This window comes from Neorhizobium sp. 2083, from assembly GCF_031455615.1.
Taxonomy (GTDB): Bacteria; Pseudomonadota; Alphaproteobacteria; order Rhizobiales; family Rhizobiaceae; genus Neorhizobium.
In genome coordinates this window covers 210,565-230,162 of sequence record NZ_JAVDTC010000007.1, presented here as the reverse complement: position 1 = coordinate 230,162, position 19,598 = coordinate 210,565, and the positions used below count along the sequence as shown (strand labels likewise).

Below are 19,598 nucleotides of genomic sequence, written 5' to 3'. Positions count from 1 at the left end.
AGGTTGAACAAGGTGTGTGGATGGTTTGTTTGCGTCATCAGCCTTTAACGGCGCCGGCCGTCAGGCCGGAGATGAACCACTTCTGGACGAAGCCGAACATGAGGATGACTGGTGATGATGCGACCATCACAAAGGCCATCATGTAGGACCACGAAATGCCGACAGCGTCGAAAACCTGATTGACAAGGGCGACCTGCAGGGTCCGTTTTGCCACCTCGGGCGCAAAGACCGCCACCGTGATATAGTCATTCCAGGTCGTCACAATGCCGATTGTCGCGACGGCAGCTATGCCTGGCCGGATGAGCGGCAAGATCAGAGCCCAGATAATTTGAAATCGGGATGCGCCGTCGATCATCGCAGAATCCTCGATCTCAACTGGAACAGCTTCAACGAAATTGGCGATGAACCAGACCGTTTGAGGGATAATCCTTGCCGAGAGGATGAGCGTCACTACGATTCCGCTGTTGAGCAGACCGATCGTTTCCAGCAGGTAATAAGTGGGAACCAGCAGCGCGACCCCTGGCACCATCGACGTCGCGAGGACCACGAGCATCAGTGCTCGCTTCCCTTTAAATGAAAAGCGGGCGGCGGCGTAGCCCGCAGGAATTCCAACGAGAAGAGCGATGATGACAGCGCCGACGGAGTAGGCGACAGAGTTCCAAAGGTCGGTGAAGAAAGCAGCGTCCTTCAAGACCTTGATATAGTTTTCTAGGGTTGGCGAATTCGGCCACAAGGTCGGGGGAACAACAACCGCTTCTACTTCTGTCTTGAAGGATGTCGCGAAGGCCCATAGCACGGGTCCGAGAACGATAATCCCGATAACCAAAGATCCCAGGATCGCGGGCATTTGTCCGGTTGTGCGGTTCGAGAGAGCGCTGCTCATTTTAGCATCCTATCCGGTAACGCGGCCGGTCAGCCGGGTATAAAGAGCACCAAGGGCGACATTGATGATAAGGACGACGATCGAGACGACGGCAGTCGGCCCAATGTTGACCGCCTGGACGGTGCCGCGGAACGCTTCGAAACTGAGCGTGGTAGTCGAACCCAGCGGTCCTCCGCCGGTCATGACAATGATCAATGTCATCAAGGTCAGGTACATGATGGAGAGGGTCAGCGCCGTGCTTCCCAAAGTGGGCAGGATTTCGGTGAGCGTGACGTAACGAAATTTCACAAACGCACCGCCTCCATCGATTTCGACTGCCTCGTAAAGTTCTTTGGGAATCGACTGCATGGCTGCTGTCGCCATGACCATGACGTATGGGAACGACCACCAAGCTGTGACGATGATGAGAAGGGGCAATGCCATGGCCGGATCCCCCAACATCAGGCCGGGATCGATCCCCAGCTTCTGGATCACGTAGGGTATGGGTCCAAACGAGGGATTGAGGAGCCAGAGCCAGATGCTACCAACGACGGACATGGATAGCGTCCAGGGAAAAAGTATGAAGACGCGCAGCGCAGACCCAGTAATGCCCGCCCGATTCAATACCAGCGCAGAGGCCATCCCAAGGATTATCGCACCTGCGAGCGATCCCGCGACGTACGTGAGGGAAATGACGGTCGTGTCCCAGAACGCGGATGATCCTAGAACTTCAATGTAATTGGTGAGACCATTAAAGCCAACGAGAGCGTAGTATTTCGTTTTCTGGAAGCTCAACCAGATCACAAAGATGGTTGGATAAAGCGTCACAAGAAACAGGATCAAGATCGCGGGCGTAAACCAAAGGAAGGGAGCCCAACTGAAGCGGTTGGCGTCGTCAGTGGCGCCCACGACGTCGTTCGCCAGATGTGTCGCGCTTTGGTCAGTGCTGACTTGTAATGGAGGTATCGACATTCGGTTATTATTCCCGTGAGGCGGCTAATGCAGAGCGGTGGCGTGTTGTCAGGACAACCGCCGGCCGGTGCTCTCGCTGAACAGGTGGACGCGTGAAAGATCGGGGGCGACAGTGATGGTCTCGCCAACTTTCGGAAGAACTCGATCTCGGAATATGCAAACGATGGTTTGAACGCCATGCCGAGCGATGATCTGTGTCTCCGAGCCTGTCGGCTCGACGACTGTGACGGTAAGCGGCAGTCCCTCGTCACTGAGGGTGAGATGCTCAGGGCGCACGCCGTAAATCACTTTTTCGGGAATTTCGGCCACGCCCGCGGGCAAAGGCAGCTTGTGTCCGTCTTCAAGTACGAAGTGACCTTTCTCCACCGTACCCTTGAGAAAGTTCATCGACGGGGAGCCGATAAATCCAGCGACAAATACGTTAGCAGGATAATCATATAACTCGAGCGGCGCGCCGACCTGCTCGACATGACCGTCGTGCATGACAACGATCTTATCGGCCATCGTCATCGCCTCGACCTGATCGTGGGTCACGTAGACGGTGGTGGTCTTGAGCCGCTGATGCAGTTCCTTGATTTCGGCACGCATTTGCACACGCAGTTTTGCATCGAGATTCGAGAGCGGCTCGTCAAACAGGAAGACTTGCGGATTGCGAACAATCGCGCGGCCCATCGCCACGCGTTGACGCTGGCCGCCTGACAGTTCGCGAGGGTAGCGATCAAGGAGTTTCGCAAGGCTCAGGATTTCGGCTGCTCGTTGAACGCGCGTTGTCCGCTCCTCGCGGGAAGCCTTTTTGAGCTTCAAGGAGAAGCCCATGTTTTCCGCGACGGTCATATGCGGGTAAAGGGCATAATTCTGGAAGACCATAGCGATATCTCTGGCCTTCGGAGGTACGTCGTTGACGGTGCGTCCGCCGATCTGAATTTCGCCGCCGGAGATATTTTCGAGGCCGGCGATCATCCGCAACAGAGTTGATTTTCCGCAACCCGAGGGCCCGACCAAGGTTACAAATTCACCTTCATGGATATCGACAGACACGCCATGAAGCACGGGTACGGCGCCGTAAGCTTTACGAACGGCCTTCAGCTCAACACTTGCCAACTGTTTCCTCCTACCGGCCACCGAAGCAGCCACTTCCTCAAGGCGATCTCCACAATCGCTATCGGAACGTTATTCCATTAAGAAAGGCAGGTGTCAACAGAGGTCAGCGATGCGATAAGCACACTGGTCGTTAATGAAAATTTTTAGATAATATTTCCAACTACTTGCGACTTATTCGAAGCGTTGGCTTGTGGGGCGGGCGAGGCGATCCGATAGGGCCAAAGGTCGGAAAGTTCCTCGGCAGTGGCCTTCACCTGTTCCGCTAACTGAGGGAGTACGAGCGGCGAAAAGCGGTGGATCGGTCCGGCGATGCTGACCGTTCCAACAACCTGGCCCGCAACGCGAATGACGGCGGCGACAGCTGCGACGCCGGGTTCAGCTTCCTCGATCGCAGTGGCCCATCCCCGTTCTTCGGTCTCATCCAAGGCCGCAGAAAACGTCTGCCGGGAGGTAATAACCCGCGGACCACCCAGGTCTGTTCGTCCGAGCCCGCTCGCTACGGCCCTGGCCAACGCTTCCTCTCGATCCAGTGTTGCCAGCCACGCTTTTCCGTTGGCTGTCGTGTGCAACGGGACCTTCGCTACCAATTCCGGCTGGTAGATCAGGCCGGACCGCATGCCTTGTGAATGGGATATCCAGGTCAAACCATCTGGGTCAAGGATCGCAATCCTGCCGAGCCCCTTCGTATTGTTCGCCAAGCGGTCCAGAATCGGCTGGCAGATGTCGGGAATCCGTGTCCCCGCGAGCAGGCGCTGGCCCACCACGGCGAGGCGCAATGAAAGTCGGTAGAACCCGTTCTCTGGGTCCTGTTCGGCCCAGCCTAAGTCACATAGGCTGTTGAGCAGGCGATGCGCCGCGCTCTTTGGGACGTCCAGCCGGCGGCTGATTTCACCGAGTGACAGCCCGCTGGCGTTCTCACTCAACAGTGTGATGAGGTCAAAACAACGGTCTAGAAGGGATTTGACAAGTCGCATGATACCACGATATTCGATTTATCGGAACGCTATTCCAATAGCATTGCGAGGGGCGTTTCACAAGGAGCCGCTTGAACGGCAATAAACCATCAGGCCGCGCGCTATGGGGATCATCCGGGTCGTTGCCTTTGTTGAGTTTAATCATGGCTACTCGCCTTGATAAACCCGCAATGAACGGAGTCGTGATGAAGATCGCAGTATTCGACGTCAGCCACTGGCATTTTCCGCTTTACATCGCTGCACTGAAGGATCCGGGGATCGAAGTCATCGGCATATCCGACAGCGCGGCATTTGCCGGCGCGCGTTTCTCCGAGCTGCTCAATTGCAAGCTGTATGGTTCCAACGACGAACTGATGAGCCAGGATTTCGATTTCGCGCTTGTATTCAGCCGTCATTCCGACATGGCCGAACTCGCCGAGCGGCTGATCGCCAAGGGTAAGCCCTTTCTCATCGAGAAGCCATGCGGGCTTAATCTCGGGGAAGTTCGTCGTATCCGCGAACTGTCTGAGAAACACGGCGTCTTCGTGAGTGTGCCATTCATTCAACGCGTCAGCGACCTGGCTGATCGTCTCTCGCCGGCTGCAGGCCTCATGCCAGACGGGTTTCAACACCTCTCCTTCCGATTTGTTGTAGGCTCGGTCGCTCGATATGAGCGAAACGGGTGCGCATGGATGCTTGACAAGGCGCTCGCAGGAGGTGGGTCGATGCTGAATGTTGGCATTCACTTCATCGACTTGATCACAGACCTGACGCAGTCCCCCATCACCGAGGTTTCAGGCCAGGTCCAGATCTACCGACCTGATGTAACCGTCGACGAACAGGCTGTCTTCACCTGCCGAACTGCCGCAGGGCAGATCGGCGTGATCGAGACAGGGTACTTGTATCCCTCCACAGCCGACGATCAGCGGGATTTCGCCTTTTCGCTGTCGCATCGTCATTCCTACATTCGGGGTTATGCCGACCGGTTCTATGCCAAGTCGCGCGAGCAAGAGAAGGCATTCGCGGCGACCATCGAGTACAACACCGACGAATATTACCCGGTCTTCCTCCGCCGCAGCTGGGCGGATTTCGCAAATGGGCGCCCTCCCGTTGCGGGCCTGCTCGAAGCGGAGCGCGCGCTGGCCGTGATTGAAGCGGGCTATCGTTCGGCGGCAAACGGGGGGGCGCCTGAGCAGGTCGAACGCAGTCGCTAGGATCCCATGACGAAACCTCATATCGAGATCATCGCGACGGGACTTCACTTCCCGGAAGGACCTGTTGAACTTCCTGACGGCTCGATCGCCGTGGTGGAGATCGGCCGTGGCAGGATTGTGAGGATCAGAGAAGGCGGAAGACACGAACTGCTGGCGGTGACCAACGGTGGTCCCAACGGGATGGCTCTGGGACCGGATGGGGCGCTCTACGTGTGCAATAATGGAGGGTTCACCTGGGCAGAGGAGGGCGGTTGGCTGCGTCCCGCCGGCCTGGCTCCTGACTACGGCGGCGGCATGATCCAAAAGGTCGATATCTCTACCGGCGAGGTTACGACCTTGTATGATCAATGCGACGGCCGAACCCTTAGCGGTCCAAATGACATCGTTTTCGATAACCATGGCGGGTTTTATTTTACGGACACCGGCAGGGTGCGGGAGTTCCAGCGCGACCACGGTGCGGTGTTTTACGGAAAAGCCGATGGCAGTTCGATAAAGAGGGTGGTGTTTCCGCTCCTTGCGCCAAACGGAATTGGTTTGTCGCCCGATCTCGAGACCCTTTACGTCGCTGAGATGGAAACCGCTCGAATGTGGAGCTACGCCATCGCCGAGCCGGGAGTGGTCCATAAAAAGCCATTTCCGAGCCAAAGTGGAGGGGACCTCATCATCGGGCTTGGCGGCTTTCAGCGGTTGGATAGTCTCAAGGTAGCAGCGTCAGGTAACATCTGCGTCTCGACCTTGGTGACGGGCTGCATAACGGTCGTTTCGCCAGGAGGCCAATTACTCGACCAAGTGTGGATGCCGGAAATTTATCCGACAAATCTGGGATTTGTAGGGCAAGACCTGCAGGATGCCGTCGTGACCCTATCGCTGACAGGTCGGGTTGGCCGACTCCGGTGGCCGGAGAAAGGTCTGAGACTGCAACATCAGGGAGACGGATAACTTTGGCCAAGCTCACAGCTTCCCTCGAAGGAAAAGCGGTCCGGAGATCGAGTGCCATATCGAGCGCGCTCAGATGACGCTCGGTTCATGTCGCTTAAAGACGCGGAATATGCCGCGACACCGGATGGCTCGCGAGAACGTCATGTCCGCCGGGTCAGGCATGACGATTGGTGCGCCAAGGCGAAACGCAGCTAAGCCCAGAGCTCACAGATGTGATCGACGGTGAGGTCGGCTTGTCCGGTGATCATGTGCATGCCGGAATGGGTTTCGACGCCCTTCACCGCGGCCAATGCGAGAAGTCTCGTGGTTTCTGGCTGGGCAATGACTTCGGCGAATGTCATTCCCGGCTGCAGCAAGTCCGGATCGAGCGGAAGCGCGTCCGTGTCGTGAAGGCCGAGCGAAGTCGCATTGATGACGAGCTGACCGGCTTCCGGCTTTGGCCTGCCTGCTTTGGCAACCTGCCTTCCGAAGTCGGCATTTACCGCCTCCGCTAGTGCTTCAGCTTTGTCCGCGGTCCGATTTGATACCGTGATGCTAATGGCACCGGCCTCGACGAGTGCGAATGCTATAGCAACCGAGGCGCCTCCTGCTCCGACGATGAGTGCATCACGGCCTTCGATCGTGATCCCCTTGGACTGGAGACCGCGCACGAAGCCCTTGCCATCGAACTGGTAGCCGCGGAAGCTGCCGTCCTTCTCGCGGCGCACGAGATTGACGGCGCCGACCCGCTCGGCAACCGGGTCAAGACTATCGCACAGATCGATAGCAGTCTGCTTGTGGGGCAGGGTAATGCCGAATCCCACGAGGTTCGGCATGGCCTTCAGACCGGCCCAGATCGTAGGCAGATCCTTTGCAGGAACATGGAGCGGGACAGATACGATATCGGCTCCACGTGCCGCAAAGAGCGGATTGACCGCCGCCGGCGATTTGGCCTGGACGATCGGGTCGCCGATGATGCCAATCAGCTTAGTCGTGCCGCGAATGGTGACGCCACTTACCACGACAATTCCTCGCGCTTGAGCCAGACAATGCTGCCGTCCTCGATGCCGACGATAATGTCGAGCACGCCGCGACCAGCCCAATCGACGACCTCCGGGGAGGCGACATGCATCGCCATCTGAATGGTCACGTTTCGATGCTTGATCGGAACCGGCAATGCAAAACGAGGCTCTTTCGGTGTCCCCACGTTGCGCGAGTAGAAGAGGCCGGCCTGCTTGGTGGTATTGCGAGGCGCCCCAGTCTTCGGATCCGGCGGCACGCAGGCGCGGGCATGAGTACCGAAGATCAGGTCGGTGCGACCTGTGCCTTCCCAATCGCAAAAACAAAGCTTCACCCGCCCGCGTCCGCCGCCGACATCCACAGTGAAGCGCATGGCATCGCCATTTTCCCATTGGAGGAAACGCTTGTCGACGAGTTCCGTATCGGACCCCTTCCTCCAGTCGCTGAGGACTCCGCCCTCATCCAATGCGACATAGTGGAGCTCGTTGTCCTTGAGCCAGTCAACGACCGCCGGTCGGACCCGCCAGACTGTCTTCAGCGGCTTGCCCTTATAAGTGAGGAACTCTTCTTCGCCGAAGCGTGGCGGGATCGTCTTTTCGCCGGTATTGCGGAACAGACGGTGCCGGCCGGTCACGTCGCTGACGAGAATGTCCATGCTGCCATTGCCGGTCCAATCGGCAAGGGTCGGGCACGAATAGCCGAACATTTTTTCCGACGGCCCTTGGATAGAGCCCGTCAATCCGGCTGCAAGCCGGATCGGCGTGTCGCCACCCTTCAGCATGATTTCCCTGTCGAGATAGATCGTGCCGTCCTTTTCCCGGCTCTGGTAGAAGAGCAGTTCGCCAGTACTGTTGCCGACGACCAGGTCGTAGTGGCCGTCGCCGCTGAAGTCGTACGCGGCCGGGCTTGGCAGGATGCCGGCATGGATTAGAGGCTTAGTGGTCTCGATCCGCCCGCGCTGTTCGAAACGAGGAAGACCGTCTTCGCCATTGCCGACGTTCTTGAGGAAGCTGATATAGCCGTCCTCTGCGCCGTAAAGGATATCCTCGCGGCCGTCGCCATCCCAATCGACCACGCAGGGCAGGTGGATGCATTGTTCGAGTTCCAGAACCTTGTCGTCGAGGGTGCGGACCAGGCTGGTAGGCTCGAAAGTTCCGTCTTCGCGCTGTTTTGCGATATGCAGGATATTCCAGAATTCGCCGGCAACGATGCTCTGGCGCTCGGCTCCGAAGCGACCGAAGGCTGGAGCAAGCTGGCCATAGACCTCGAGCGGCGTTTCTCCGGCGATGAGCGCATGTCCCTTTTCCAGAACAGGGGCCGCGAGCGTGCCCCTGTTCTTGAAGGCGTAGAGGAAACCGCGCAGCGGACCACCCAGCCAGCGGCCGGCATCGTCATATCCGCGATATCCTTCGTCATTCCATTCCAGACCGTTCGGCCAGTAGTCGTTCCAATAGTCACTGCCGACGATCAACTCAGCCACGCCATCGCCATCGATGTCGTGGAAGCGGGCCATGTGGAAATACTCATTGCCCTTGACCCAGTCGGCATCCAGGTCGAGCCGGACGGGATCGCCAAATTTTGGCGCACCCTTCATGCCGATATTGGGGAAAACATAGATCTGCTTGCGCAGACGAGATGCCGAGACCAGGTGAAAAATATTGCCATCCCTGACTGCCGTCACGTAGCCGCGGATGCCTTCGACCAGTTCCTCTTCACCCAAAATAGGGGTGCCGTCGGAATTCGTGCCGATCTGGCGGCGCAAGAAGACACGACCGTCATAACAGGCGTCCCAGGCCGAAATCAGCATGTCCTTCGTGCCTGTGCCGCTCCAGTCCACCACTTCGACGCATGTAATGATGCGCCCTGCAACGGCCGCTGACTTTACGTCAGGATGATATTGCAATGCTTCCGAGCCGTAGTTGGGACCATGCCAAACGGTGGCGTCGTCCTCCCATCGAGTAACGCTCATAGAGCCCTCCCTATTCATTTATCTGGAAATCAATTCTAAAACGAAAACTCCTTTCAAATCTAGTCGAAAAATGGAGCTGCATTTTTTGCGGGTGAACCATCAGACTACAGAGCGGGGAGAGTTGGGGGCGGACCCGGACGGCGAACGTAAAAGATTATCGCTGCACCTGGCGGGACGCGATAGCTTTGAAAACTGCAAACAGGCGCCTGCTCGTAAACGGAAGAGACCTTAACAGCGCAACTATAGAGCTGGCGGTCCCCCGCGCTTCTAATGTGCCGTACTGGTGGGTAGCAGCTACCGCACTGCGCCCGTGGCCACGATCAGCGGCGTCATGGTTCGCTGACGAATTCGGAGAGGCCAGATATCACTCAGTTCCGCCGCGGCCGTATGAAGTGAGCGGGCAAGGTCAGGCCAACGATCTTCGGTTAGGCGCATGAGAGGCCCTGCGACGGAAATAGTCCCCGCCACCGGAGCTTCTGCGTTCGAACTTGCCCGAAATGGAACGGCGACAGCGGCGGTGCCAGCCTCTCCTTCTTCGACAGAGGTTGCGAAGCCTCGTTCTCGCGTTTCATGCAGCCGAGTTCTGAGTTCATCGATGGTTTGAGCAGAGTTGGGACCCAACTTTCGTTTGGCCGTAAAGCCGCGCGAATACACGATCTCAAGCGCTCGTTCTTCGGGCAGAGTGGAAAGCCATGCTTTTCCATTTGCCGTTGCGTGAAGAACGATCTCCTGTCCCATGTCCGGATCGTATCGGAGGCCTGTTGTCGCACCTTGTGCACGTGCCACCCACACCAAATCCTCGCCTTCCAGGATTGCGAGGCGACAATATTCTTGGGTCTGCGTCGCCAACCGATTTAAAACGGACTGGACCACATCCGGGACGTTTCGCGCATCAAGGTTTCGGAATGCTAATGCGCTTAACCGAAGAGACAAAGCATAATTTTGGCTCGCGGCGTCTTGTGTTACCCATCCGTGGCTGATGAGGGTCGTCAACAGACGATGGACGGCACTAGCCGGCATATCGAGCCGTCCAGCGAGGTCGGACAACTCGATTGGTCCTGCTTCACCAGCCAACACTTCCAGAAGTGTGAGGCATCTTGATACGGCTGCTACAGTCAAGCCTGAATCTCCTTTTGGCGGAGAGTACAAGGTTTGTTTCCAAACTGGAATAGGCTTCCAAAGGCCGTCGAAACTATCTTCGCTGGTTGCAAACCTCTGTGGTGGGCGCTGGGGTCACTGTTAGGATTCTGGCAATATTTGGGGCTTGAGAAAAACAGAAATGGATTCTAAAATGTAAACATCTTCTAATCGAAAGGTCACTCTCCGAGTGTGACGGCGACTTTCATTGCGATGTTGAAGCGAAGCTCGCAGCAATTATGCGTTGGCGCCCTCCGGCAACAAATTGAGAATTAAAGCATGATCGTCACGTTCGGATCCATAAATGCTGACCTCATCTACCTGGTCGACCAGATACCTGAAGCGGGTCAGACGATCTTAGCCCGCGGATCCAGAACCGAGGCTGGAGGGAAGGGGGCTAACCAAGCGATTGCAGCTGCACGGGACGGCGCAAATGTCGCCATGATCGGTGCGGTAGGTAAGGACGCGATGGCTCCCATCGCCCTTCAAAATCTGGAACGGGAAGTCGATATCAGCCGCGTGGTCCGATTGGAAGAGCCCACTGGCTCCGCCGCAGTAATGATCGACGCTGACGGCCGCAACATGATCGCAGTTGCGGCGGGCGCCAACCTTGCGGCCAAGTCCGATGGCGTTGAAGATGAGTTGCTTCGTAACGCAAGTTTCGTCCTCTTGCAGATGGAGAACGATGTTGTTCAGATCGAAAATCTGATCAGGCGGGTTGCCAAACATTCGGCAAAATCTATTCTCAACCTCGCGCCGGCCCGTAAGCTCGATCCCGACCTTCTCTCACTCGTCGACATCGTGATCGTCAACGAAGACGAGGCCGAAGCTCTTTCCAGTTGGCTTGGCTGCGAACCGAGCGCGAGATCCTTGTCCGATGCCCTGAATACCGGCGTCTTGCGCACGATGGGAGGAAAAGGAGCCGAAGCTTTTCTCCATGGCAAGAAAGAATCGGTCCCGGCGCTACCGATTGATGCTGTAGATACGACCGCAGCTGGCGATTGTTTTGTAGGTGTCCTCGCGTCTGCTCTCGATCGAGGTTTTCCGCTCGATGCGGCAATGCGACGAGCCGCAAAGGCCGCAGCGATTGCCTGCTCACGTCCGGGAAGCCAATCGAGCATTCCTCGCAGCGACGAGACAGATAATTGGGCTTGAGAAAACCAAAGGAAACAAGTGCTTGAACCCCACTGGGATTAATTGGAGGTAGGACGACTGAGCGACCTATAACGAGCTATCCAGCATATATCTCAGCGCTGTTCATTCTCCTATTAAGTCCCGGCCCAACAAATACGTCGCATGCGGCGCCGTGACCGCACGCCGAATATATCTGACGACGACGCTCAACCCTAAGGCTCTTGTGTTCGGTCTGGTTCTTCTATCTCGGCCGAGCGAGGCGGACTTCCTGCCAAAGCTGATCATTTTCGGTGCCTCGGCGAGCATCGTTGTCGTGGTCTTGGGTTTAATCGGCAGTTTAGCGCAGGCGGGCGCGCGAAGCCCTAGGCGCCTGCTGTCTATCGTATCATGGACACTTCGCGCTTTTTACTTTGCCGTTCAGACCACCGTTGCAGCTTCCCAAAAGCTGACGGTCTGTTAGCCGGCACTAAGGCCTCGCATGGGGTGGTAGCCGTTACTCGGCCGGTCAGCCCACTACCACGATAATAGTCACGTTGATGTCAACGCGAGCATTCGAAATTTCATACAAGTACGCCTAGGCTATCCGACCGCGTGCTCGTGGCCACCGTGCGCGGCGATGAACATGGCGACGGCCGACCGGCAATAGGATTCGATTTCATTGTCGTCCTCTGCTCTCGCCTCATCGAAGCGTGCGATAATCAGGAGATCGGATCCTTTGAAAAGCGCGGCAAACAAGCGGGCGGACTGGAGAGGATCGGGCACGTTCAGAACCGCCTTCGCGTGCAACTGACGCAACAGGGCCTCGATTTGGGCGATGATATGGGCGGGACGGGCTTCGTAAAAGAGCTTGCTTAACGACTTTTGATTCGTGTTGTCGGCCATGATCATGGCTTCGACACTACGGACGTCCGGCCTCAACAGCGTGCGAAGCAAGGATGATCCCACCGCCATGAGCTGCTCCTCGGCCGAACCGTCGACGCCCGCAAAAAGGGCTTGTGCAAACTGATGGCAGCCGGCCGCGATGGCCGCGCCGAACAGCGCCTCCTTGTTCTCGAAGCGCCGATAGATGCTGAGCTTAGATATCTTCGCTCGCTGGGCTATCTTGTCCAATGTCGTCGCCTGAAAACCCAACTCCACGAAAAGTTCGCACGCGGCGTCGATTATAGTTTGGCCAAGCGCCTCGTTGGCGGGGCGGCCCCGCCGAATCTGGCTATTTTCGGTCACGACAATTCCAGTCCTTGACAGTATCCTAATTCTTGAATTACGATACCACGCAGTGTCTAAAATTTGCAAGCCAGGCCCAGGCCAACTGCAATGGAGCCCATCAACATGGATAACGTCATTATCATCGGCGGCAGCTTTGCCGGCCTCGCCGCGGCCCTTCAGCTCGGTCGTGCGCGCCGCAAGGTCACCGTTCTCGATACCGGCCTGCCGCGCAATCGCTTCGCCGGCCGTTCCCATGGTCTGCTCGGCCACGATCACAAGCCACCGCTGGACATCCTGGCCGAGGCGCGACAGCAACTGGCGCGTTATCCCACGGTCAAGCTGGTCAATTCCCGAGCCGACAGCATCTCCGGCTCCCTCGACAATTTCTCCGTCCTCACTGGCGATGGGGAAAGCCTCGGGGCGCGCCGCCTGATCCTGAGCTATGGCGTCGTCGACCAGATGCCTGCTGTTCCCGGCTTTGCCGAAAGCTGGGGCACATCCATCGTGCCCTGCCCCTATTGTGATGGCTTTGAAGTCGCCAGCCAGCATTGGGGCCTCGTCTGGTCCGGCCCGCAGTCGATGAATCAGGTCAGACTCTTCCACGATTGGACCGACACGTTGACGGTCTTCGCCGATGGTCACGACATTGCACCCGATATCCGCGCCGATCTGGCGGGCCGCCACGTGCCTGTCGCTGATGGCCGGATCACCGGGATCGCCCGTCACGGGGGCCATAATGCCACCGTCAAGCTCGATACCGCTCCCGATGTCGCGGTCGACATTCTGTTCGCGCATCCGCGCACCAAGCCGTCCACAAGCCTGCATGAATCCCTAGGCCTCGCCACGGTCGATACGCCAACCGGCATTGCCCTCAAAGTTGACGAGCGCCGTGAAACCAGTATGCCCGGCATCTACGCCGCCGGCGACCTCGCCAACCCCGGCATGCCCTCGGTCACCACGGCAATATCGTACGGCGCGATGGCGGGCATCTCAGCCCAGCAGTCGATGCTGGTTTGACAGCACAGATTGGAGATGAACATGGCCGCCGAACCGGACAGCGCGGGCGTGCGCTTCCCTCCGCCCTTCGTCTATCTGGGAGCGCTGCTATTGGGGCTGGCGGCGGAGCGCTTCGTCACCCTGCGCTCTTTCGGCATCGACTGGCGGTTGCTGGTCCCGACGGGCGCGCTGCTGTTCGTTGCCGGCGCGGCGATCATGCTTGCAGCGGCGGGGCTGTTCCGGCGGCTAGGCACCAACGTTCCGCCGTCGCGGCCAACGATTCTCATCGCAACGACCGGTCCCTATCGGTGGACCCGCAATCCCATGTATCTCGGTATGGCGCTTATCTATGCCGGCCTTGCGATCGGCTTCGACGGACCGATCGCCTTCGCCTTGCTTCCGTTGGTGCTGATCGCGATCCATACGCAGGTTATCGCCCGCGAGGAGCGCTATCTCGAAGCGAAGTTCGGCGACGATTACCGCCGCTACAAGGCTGAGGTTCGCCGTTGGCTCTGACTATTCCGGCGCTGCCGCCTACAGGGCCTCGCAGGAGTGGGGCATCTGATCCTCAAATGACCGTTCTCAGAGGAACCCGACCCAAATGGACTTCGAACACGTAACCTTCGACCTGCCACACGGCACCTTTCACGCACTGCAGGGCGGCGATCCAAGTGGTCGGCCGACGGTGGTCTTGCACGGCTTCCCAGACCACCCGCCGACTGCGAAGCCCTTCCTTGCCGAGCTCGGCCGCCGAGGACGTCACGTCGTCGCGCCCTGGCTTCGCGGTTACGCTCCATCCCCGACCGCTGGGCCGTTCGACTTTGCATCTCTCACTAGCGACGTGCTCGCGCTGATCAACCACTGGTCTCCCGGGCGAGCCGTAGATTTGATCGGCCATGACTGGGGCGCTTTTATCGCATACGACGCGTGCGCTACCGCGCCAGAGCGGATCAAACGCGCAGTCACGCTCGCCATCCCCCACCCACACACTTTCTTAAAGCAGACGAGCCTGGCTCAGCTACGCCGGAACTGGCACATGGGGCTCTTTCAACTGCCGGGAAGCGGCTGGCTGGCTACCGCCCGCGATCTCGCCCTCATTGACCGCCTCTGGCGTCAGTGGTCGCCCGGCCTCTCGCTTGATCCGGCTCTGCGGGCGGAGCTACACAAGGATCTGCGGGCGAGCATGCCTGCGCCCCTCAAATACTACCGGCAGATGCTGCGACCCGGCATGCTCGCGTTGTTGCGCCGCCTGTCTCAGCCGATCACCGTGCCCCTGCTGCAGCTTCACGGTGCCGACGACGGCGGCATCCGACCTCAGCAGCTCGACGATCGGCATCGATTCGCCGCCCGGCACGCGCGGGAAGTCGTCCCCCACGTCGGTCACTTCCTGCACATAGAGGCTCCCGAAGCGATAGCGGAACGGATCGTGGCATGGGCCAACTAGCGGATCATTCGTCAGCCGTCACCCTGCAATCCAGTCCTAACAGGGAGCCGCTTGAGGTGCTAACCCCGTCCTAACCTGCCGCCCGATATCACTGCAGATGAGGGCATCGTACACATGGAGGATCCTCGTTTATGACCCTGACGATATGGACCTTTGACTGGGTGCCAAAAACCAAGCGTGGCTATGTGCGCGACGTTCGCCTACGCTGGGCGCTCGAAGAAGCGGGTCTCGTCTATGCTACGAGGGTGCTGCCCTTCAGAGACCGCGGCCCTGAACATTTCCAGCGACAGCCTTTCGGACTCGTCCCTTTCTTGACGGACGGCGAGTTGACGATCTTCGAAAGCGGAGCATGCCTTCTCTACGTGGCCCGAAAAAGCGAAATACTTATGCCCCGAGAACCTGCAGGCGAAGTTGACACCTTGCAATGGGTGATAGCCGCTCTGAACACGGTAGAGATTGTAAGTGCTCCTTGGTTGTTCCTGTCTTCCTCTGCGGGTCACGATAATGCCTTCGCGGACAAACTCCGCAGCCGTTTGCGTCAATTGGAGCAAATCCTCGACACCCGGGAATGGCTCACCTCGTCACGTTTCACGGTCGCGGATCTCCTCATGGCCGACATCCTGCGGACCCCCGATCTCCGCGAATTTGCGGCTTCAACCACTCTGGAAGCTTATATTCAGAGGGTCTGCAGCCGGCCGGCTTTCAGGAAGGCAGTGGCTGACCAGATCGCCCATTTCGAGAGAGGCGATTCAGGCTGACATGGGCTAACACTAAGATGCGCGGACTAGGTGTTTAGCAGATCGATGACGTCCGGTCGGTCCCGTGCACGAAGCGAGCTATGTGCTGGCCCACCCCGTCGCCGGCGATGCCTACGGCTATGGCGGACTGACCCAGAACCTGCGATGGGCGCGCAAGCATAGGTAACTTCAGCGGCGAGATGAGCGGGCCGTGGAATGAGGAGGACGAGATCCCGATCTTTGAACTGGTGGCAGTAGGCGCCGCGACGTTCTGGCGCTGACAGGCTGCTGTCTGCAGGGTCAGCCGGACATCTCGGAGCTCCGGCCTTCAACGACGCGCAACTCTTCGTTGCCGGCCTGCTCGGCCTCTGGCCGCCTCCGCGCTGCGTGTTGCGATCGCTGCCCTCTGCCTGACGGCACTCACACGCCTCCCATGGAGGCAGTCAAACCGAAGAGCTCGCTGACCACCACCGTGTTCCTCCAAACTGCCATGACGGGTACCATCGCCCTGGCCATCGGCATGACGCTCCTTCTCTTCGCGCTGTCCGGCGAAAAGGTCGGCATAGTCTCGACCCTGTCTGCGACGACGCCCGTCATAATCCTGCCGATGCTCTGGCTGAAAACAGGTGAAATTCCTGCGTCTGGCGCATGGGCGGGAGCCGCATTTGTTGTCGCTGGGATGGTCCTGATCTTCTAGAGGTAGGCCCCATCTCGGAGACCAATTCTTCGCCATCCAATGTAAGTCGGCCAACATTGAGCGGTGGGCGTCATAGGATCCGCCTAGCTGATGGGATGGTAGGTGACGGTAACCCATGGGGTTGTTATGATCATCCCACAATTGCATGCGTTCAATGCACCCACGCGGCAGCTATTTTTTGGAATCGACAGTTGATCAGGATGGTGCTGCGGGTCTTCCGGTTCAGCCAACCTGCTCCACAGACAGGGTCCCCGCGGGGAGAGGCTTGATCAACGACTTCGCGGAAACCTTCGGATCGAGCCAGTCGGCCCAGGCGTTGCGTTTAAGGATGACGATCTGCCGGTCGTGGTACGGCACGATGTCCGGCCCCGGCTCCATGGTCAGCATCGTGAAAGCCTGCCCGATTTCCGGCGTTTCGCGCCAGATGCCGGCGATGCAGAAGATCGGTTCGTCCTGCTTCGTGAACAGCCATTTGTCCTTGCGCTTCTTTTTCGGGTCCTTCGGATCCGTGAACTCGTAGAAGCCATCGGCAACGATCAGACAGCGATTGGATGTGAATTCTCGACCTTCCGACCGGAAATTATAGACTGGCCGCTTGTTCGGCCCCGGCCAACTCCAGCGCCGCTGCACGAGCTCGCCCTCATCGCGGATCCCGTCGATCGTCCTGACGATGGGTCCGACGTCGGTGATCTTGATGTCCTCCCGCGCCTGGAGGTTCGGCGTGCCTTCGCCGAAACGGATCTTGATCTTGAGGTCGGCGAAGTCCTTCGCGATCGAGGCGGCATCCACCATCAGCCGATAGTCATTGCACATTGCTCTTCCCTTCGAGTGTGGTCCCATCACCTCGCGACCAAGGCGCTGCAGGTGCAATATATGCTCGGATTGCACGCGCTCCAGTAGAACGAGCAGCTCCTTAGCTTCCTGTGTCGGCAGACTGAGCGTGGCCAGTCTTTTGACGAGCACAGTTTGACGCACGACGATGGCAGCGCCATCTCGCACGTGTCGCATGACCATCTGAAGCTCGGTCTCAATTGGGCGCATTGAAATTGGCAGCTTTGATTCATCCGCATGGAATTATCCATCGATCTTGTCTAATGTATATGTTCCTGGTACGTTCCTGTCGCTATGAAGGCGACCATTTTCCAATCCGACGCCCCGCTCGACGAGCGCCGCGTCATCATAAGACGCCATGACGGCGATGTGGAGATGGTGGAACTGCCATGGGGGCTGCGACCCCGCGACGGCGGCCCGCGCGCTGTCAACGTCGTCCGATCGGAAGGGCGGGCATTTCCGAGCCACCGCTGCCTGGTCCCGGCCTCGGAGTTTCGCCATAAGAGCTTCAGCTTTTCGCTCGCCAACGGCGACTGGTTCTATTTCGCGGGGATCTGGCGGCCGGCTGAGAATTGGCCGGAGGCCTATGCCATCCTCACCATCGAGGCGAATGCCGACATCGCGCCTATTCACGATCGGCAGATGGCGGTGCTGACACGCGACCAGCGCATGGCCTGGCTGGATGGACTTGTCCCCGAAGAGGAAATCCTGCGGCAGCTGCCGCCGGGCACCTTCCGGGTCAAACGCCACGCCGGCGAGCCTGCCCAGCCGCTGCTGGCGATCTAAAGCGCCAACCGCAGTTGCGGTTCCGCTCCCGCGGAGCGCCTTTCGAGCGACGACAGCGAGACGCCGAGCAGGCGAATGCCCTTTCGGGGCGGAAAGTTCGGCGCCAGCAGCAGGTCGACGATCTCCTCCAGGTCGGCGATCGCGGCCAGAGGAGTGGGAACAGTCTTGCTGCGGGTAATCTGATTGAAATCGGCATATTTGACCTTGAGCGTGACCGTCTTGGCGCCGATCCCATTGGCCTCGCAATAACCCCACACCTTTTCGATCAGCGGCTGCAATCCTTGCCGGGCCTGGTCATAGGCATGGAGGTCCTGTGAGAAGGTATCTTCGGCACCGACGGATTTGCGCACCCGGTTCGGCTTGACCTGGCGCTCGTCAATGCCGCGGGCGATGCCGTGAAAGTACGGCCCCGACTTCCCGAAATGCTCGACCAGGAGCTCGAGGGTCTGCCGCTTGAGATCGCCGCCGGTTTCGATCCCGAGCCGGTGCATTTTCTCGGCGGTAGCGGGGCCGACACCATGGAATTTCTTGATAGGAAGGCCCTCGACGAAGGCCGGCCCGTTCTTCGGCGTGATGACGGCCTGGCCGTTGGGCTTGTTGAGATCGCTCGCCATCTTCGCCAGGAACTTGTTGTAGGAAATTCCGGCCGAGGCGTTGAGGCCGGTCACCTGCTTGATCTTCGCGCGGATCTCCAGAGCGATCTCGGTCGCTATCTCCATGCCCTTCAGGTTTTCGGTGACATCGAGATAGGCCTCATCGAGCGACAGCGGCTCGATCAGCGGCGTATATTCGGCAAAAATCTCTCGGATTTGCTGCGACACCGCCTTATAGACGTCAAAGCGCGGCGGCACGAAGATCAGCTCCGAGCATTTGCGCTTCGCCGTCACCGACGGCATCGCCGAATGCACGCCGAACGCACGCGCCTCGTAGCTTGCCGCCGCCACCACGCCGCGCGCGGCCGCATAGCCGACCGCAAGAGGTTTGCCGCGCAAATCGGGATTGTCGCGCTGCTCGACCGACGCGTAGAACGCATCCATATCGACATGGATGATTTTTCGGACAGGGGGCGAGCTCATGTCGTTCATGGCGGCTTCAGCGATCGAGATAGGATCGGCTTTAGAAATTCACGCCGAAACAAAGCAAGAACATAGCAGGCTTCGGCGCGATATCAACCTTTTCTATGGCGTTTCGGCCCTGCGGCCGAAACTACCAGCCACCGGCGGCGTTCTCATCCCTAAGGAAATCAACATCAGGAGTTGGCCTAATGGCGGACGACAGCACCACGACGATCAGAGCCACGTTCGAAACGCGAGAAGCAGCCGACCTTGCCGTCGAGCATCTGGTTCAGCAACACGGCATATCCCGGCCCGATATCTTCATCCAGTCGGCTAGCGACCGGAATACTGCCGGCGCGGCGCCATCGGGCGGCGATGCCTCGCATGACGATGGCGCCCGTCGTGACGCGCCGCTCGAAGGCGAGATCGAGGTCTCGGCGGATATCGCATCCAGCCAGGTCGCCGCCGTGCAGCGCAGTCTCGGAAATGCCGGTGCGCTGCGCGTGTCACAAGACTGACCAGCACGATGCCGGCGCAGGTTGCGCGTCGGCAGGAGATCATGAGTT

19 protein-coding genes and 1 pseudogene are annotated in these 19,598 nt (G+C 58.6%); 10 read left to right on the top strand and 10 right to left on the bottom strand.

Features of this window, described 5'->3' with window-relative positions; genetic code table 11:
- Positions 1–37: 37 nt before the first annotated feature.
- The 4 genes from J2X76_RS25025 to J2X76_RS25010 form a co-directional block, all read right to left on the bottom strand.
- Complete coding sequence (locus J2X76_RS25025; protein ID WP_310220179.1) at positions 38–883, bottom strand: carbohydrate ABC transporter permease; 846 nt, start codon at positions 881–883, stop codon at positions 38–40.
- 9 nt (positions 884–892) lie between these two features.
- Positions 893–1,834, bottom strand: a complete 942-nt coding sequence (locus tag J2X76_RS25020) for a sugar ABC transporter permease (RefSeq protein WP_310220178.1) — start codon at positions 1,832–1,834, stop codon at positions 893–895.
- A 48-nt stretch (positions 1,835–1,882) separates the two neighbouring features.
- Entirely contained in the window at positions 1,883–2,935 is a 1,053-nt protein-coding gene (locus J2X76_RS25015) for a sn-glycerol-3-phosphate ABC transporter ATP-binding protein UgpC (RefSeq protein ID WP_310220177.1), read from the bottom strand.
- A gap of 143 nt (positions 2,936–3,078) precedes the next feature.
- Complete coding sequence (locus tag J2X76_RS25010) at positions 3,079–3,909, bottom strand: IclR family transcriptional regulator (protein WP_310220176.1); 831 nt, start codon at positions 3,907–3,909, stop codon at positions 3,079–3,081.
- Between the two features lie 185 nt (positions 3,910–4,094).
- Between J2X76_RS25010 and J2X76_RS25005 the strand changes: the two genes are divergently transcribed.
- Positions 4,095–5,102: a Gfo/Idh/MocA family oxidoreductase gene (locus J2X76_RS25005; RefSeq protein WP_310220175.1), complete on the top strand. Its 1,008-nt coding sequence runs from the start codon at positions 4,095–4,097 to the stop codon at positions 5,100–5,102.
- Positions 5,103–5,108: 6 nt separating this feature from the next.
- A complete protein-coding gene (locus J2X76_RS25000; protein WP_310220173.1) occupies positions 5,109–6,041 on the top strand; it encodes an SMP-30/gluconolactonase/LRE family protein in 933 nt (310 codons plus the stop codon).
- A 191-nt stretch (positions 6,042–6,232) separates the two neighbouring features.
- On the opposite strand, the gene J2X76_RS24995 is transcribed toward J2X76_RS25000, so the two are convergent.
- From J2X76_RS24995 to J2X76_RS24985, 3 genes are all read right to left on the bottom strand, one after another.
- On the bottom strand, positions 6,233–7,042 hold the full coding sequence (locus J2X76_RS24995; protein ID WP_310220172.1) for a shikimate dehydrogenase: 810 nt from the start codon (positions 7,040–7,042) through the stop codon (positions 6,233–6,235).
- Positions 7,036–9,009, bottom strand: a complete 1,974-nt coding sequence (locus tag J2X76_RS24990; protein WP_310220171.1) for a VCBS repeat-containing protein — start codon at positions 9,007–9,009, stop codon at positions 7,036–7,038. The genes J2X76_RS24995 and J2X76_RS24990 overlap by 7 nt, the downstream gene beginning before the upstream one ends.
- A gap of 294 nt (positions 9,010–9,303) precedes the next feature.
- Positions 9,304–10,128, bottom strand: a complete 825-nt coding sequence (locus J2X76_RS24985; protein ID WP_310220170.1) for an IclR family transcriptional regulator — start codon at positions 10,126–10,128, stop codon at positions 9,304–9,306.
- A 297-nt stretch (positions 10,129–10,425) separates the two neighbouring features.
- Between J2X76_RS24985 and J2X76_RS24980 the strand changes: the two genes are divergently transcribed.
- Positions 10,426–11,301 (top strand): ribokinase, encoded by an 876-nt coding sequence (locus J2X76_RS24980; protein ID WP_310220169.1) that lies wholly within the window; start codon positions 10,426–10,428, stop codon positions 11,299–11,301.
- A 558-nt stretch (positions 11,302–11,859) separates the two neighbouring features.
- Here J2X76_RS24980 and J2X76_RS24975 read toward each other — a convergent pair.
- Positions 11,860–12,504, bottom strand: coding sequence for a TetR/AcrR family transcriptional regulator (locus tag J2X76_RS24975; protein WP_310220167.1), 645 nt, complete (start codon positions 12,502–12,504; stop codon positions 11,860–11,862).
- Between the two features lie 105 nt (positions 12,505–12,609).
- On the opposite strand from J2X76_RS24975, the gene J2X76_RS24970 reads away from it, so the two are divergent.
- From J2X76_RS24970 to J2X76_RS24945, 5 genes and pseudogenes are all read left to right on the top strand, one after another.
- Positions 12,610–13,503, top strand: a complete 894-nt coding sequence (locus J2X76_RS24970) for an NAD(P)/FAD-dependent oxidoreductase (protein WP_310220355.1) — start codon at positions 12,610–12,612, stop codon at positions 13,501–13,503.
- Between the two features lie 21 nt (positions 13,504–13,524).
- Positions 13,525–13,998 carry an isoprenylcysteine carboxylmethyltransferase family protein gene (locus J2X76_RS24965; RefSeq protein ID WP_310220166.1) on the top strand — a complete coding sequence of 158 codons (474 nt, stop codon included), beginning with the start codon at positions 13,525–13,527 and terminating at the stop codon, positions 13,996–13,998.
- Between the two features lie 85 nt (positions 13,999–14,083).
- Positions 14,084–14,926, top strand: coding sequence for an alpha/beta fold hydrolase (locus J2X76_RS24960; protein ID WP_310220165.1), 843 nt, complete (start codon positions 14,084–14,086; stop codon positions 14,924–14,926).
- A gap of 131 nt (positions 14,927–15,057) precedes the next feature.
- Entirely contained in the window at positions 15,058–15,684 is a 627-nt protein-coding gene (locus J2X76_RS24955; RefSeq protein ID WP_310220164.1) for a glutathione S-transferase family protein, read from the top strand.
- Between the two features lie 344 nt (positions 15,685–16,028).
- A pseudogene (locus tag J2X76_RS24945) lies at positions 16,029–16,360 on the top strand (EamA family transporter); the annotation flags it as partial.
- A gap of 222 nt (positions 16,361–16,582) precedes the next feature.
- On the opposite strand, the gene J2X76_RS24940 reads toward J2X76_RS24945, so the two are convergent.
- Positions 16,583–17,173: an SOS response-associated peptidase gene (locus J2X76_RS24940; RefSeq protein WP_310220163.1), complete on the bottom strand. Its 591-nt coding sequence runs from the start codon at positions 17,171–17,173 to the stop codon at positions 16,583–16,585.
- 312 nt (positions 17,174–17,485) lie between these two features.
- On the opposite strand from J2X76_RS24940, the gene J2X76_RS24935 reads away from it, so the two are divergent.
- Positions 17,486–17,977, top strand: a complete 492-nt coding sequence (locus J2X76_RS24935) for an SOS response-associated peptidase (protein ID WP_310220161.1) — start codon at positions 17,486–17,488, stop codon at positions 17,975–17,977.
- Here the strand turns inward: J2X76_RS24935 and dinB are convergent.
- Positions 17,974–19,062, bottom strand: coding sequence for a DNA polymerase IV (dinB, locus tag J2X76_RS24930; RefSeq protein WP_310220160.1), 1,089 nt, complete (start codon positions 19,060–19,062; stop codon positions 17,974–17,976). The two genes, J2X76_RS24935 and dinB, sit on opposite strands and share 4 nt — an antisense overlap.
- A 179-nt stretch (positions 19,063–19,241) precedes the next feature.
- On the opposite strand from dinB, the gene J2X76_RS24925 reads away from it, so the two are divergent.
- Positions 19,242–19,550, top strand: a complete 309-nt coding sequence (locus J2X76_RS24925) for a hypothetical protein (protein ID WP_310220158.1) — start codon at positions 19,242–19,244, stop codon at positions 19,548–19,550.
- The last annotated feature ends 48 nt before the right edge of the window (positions 19,551–19,598 follow it).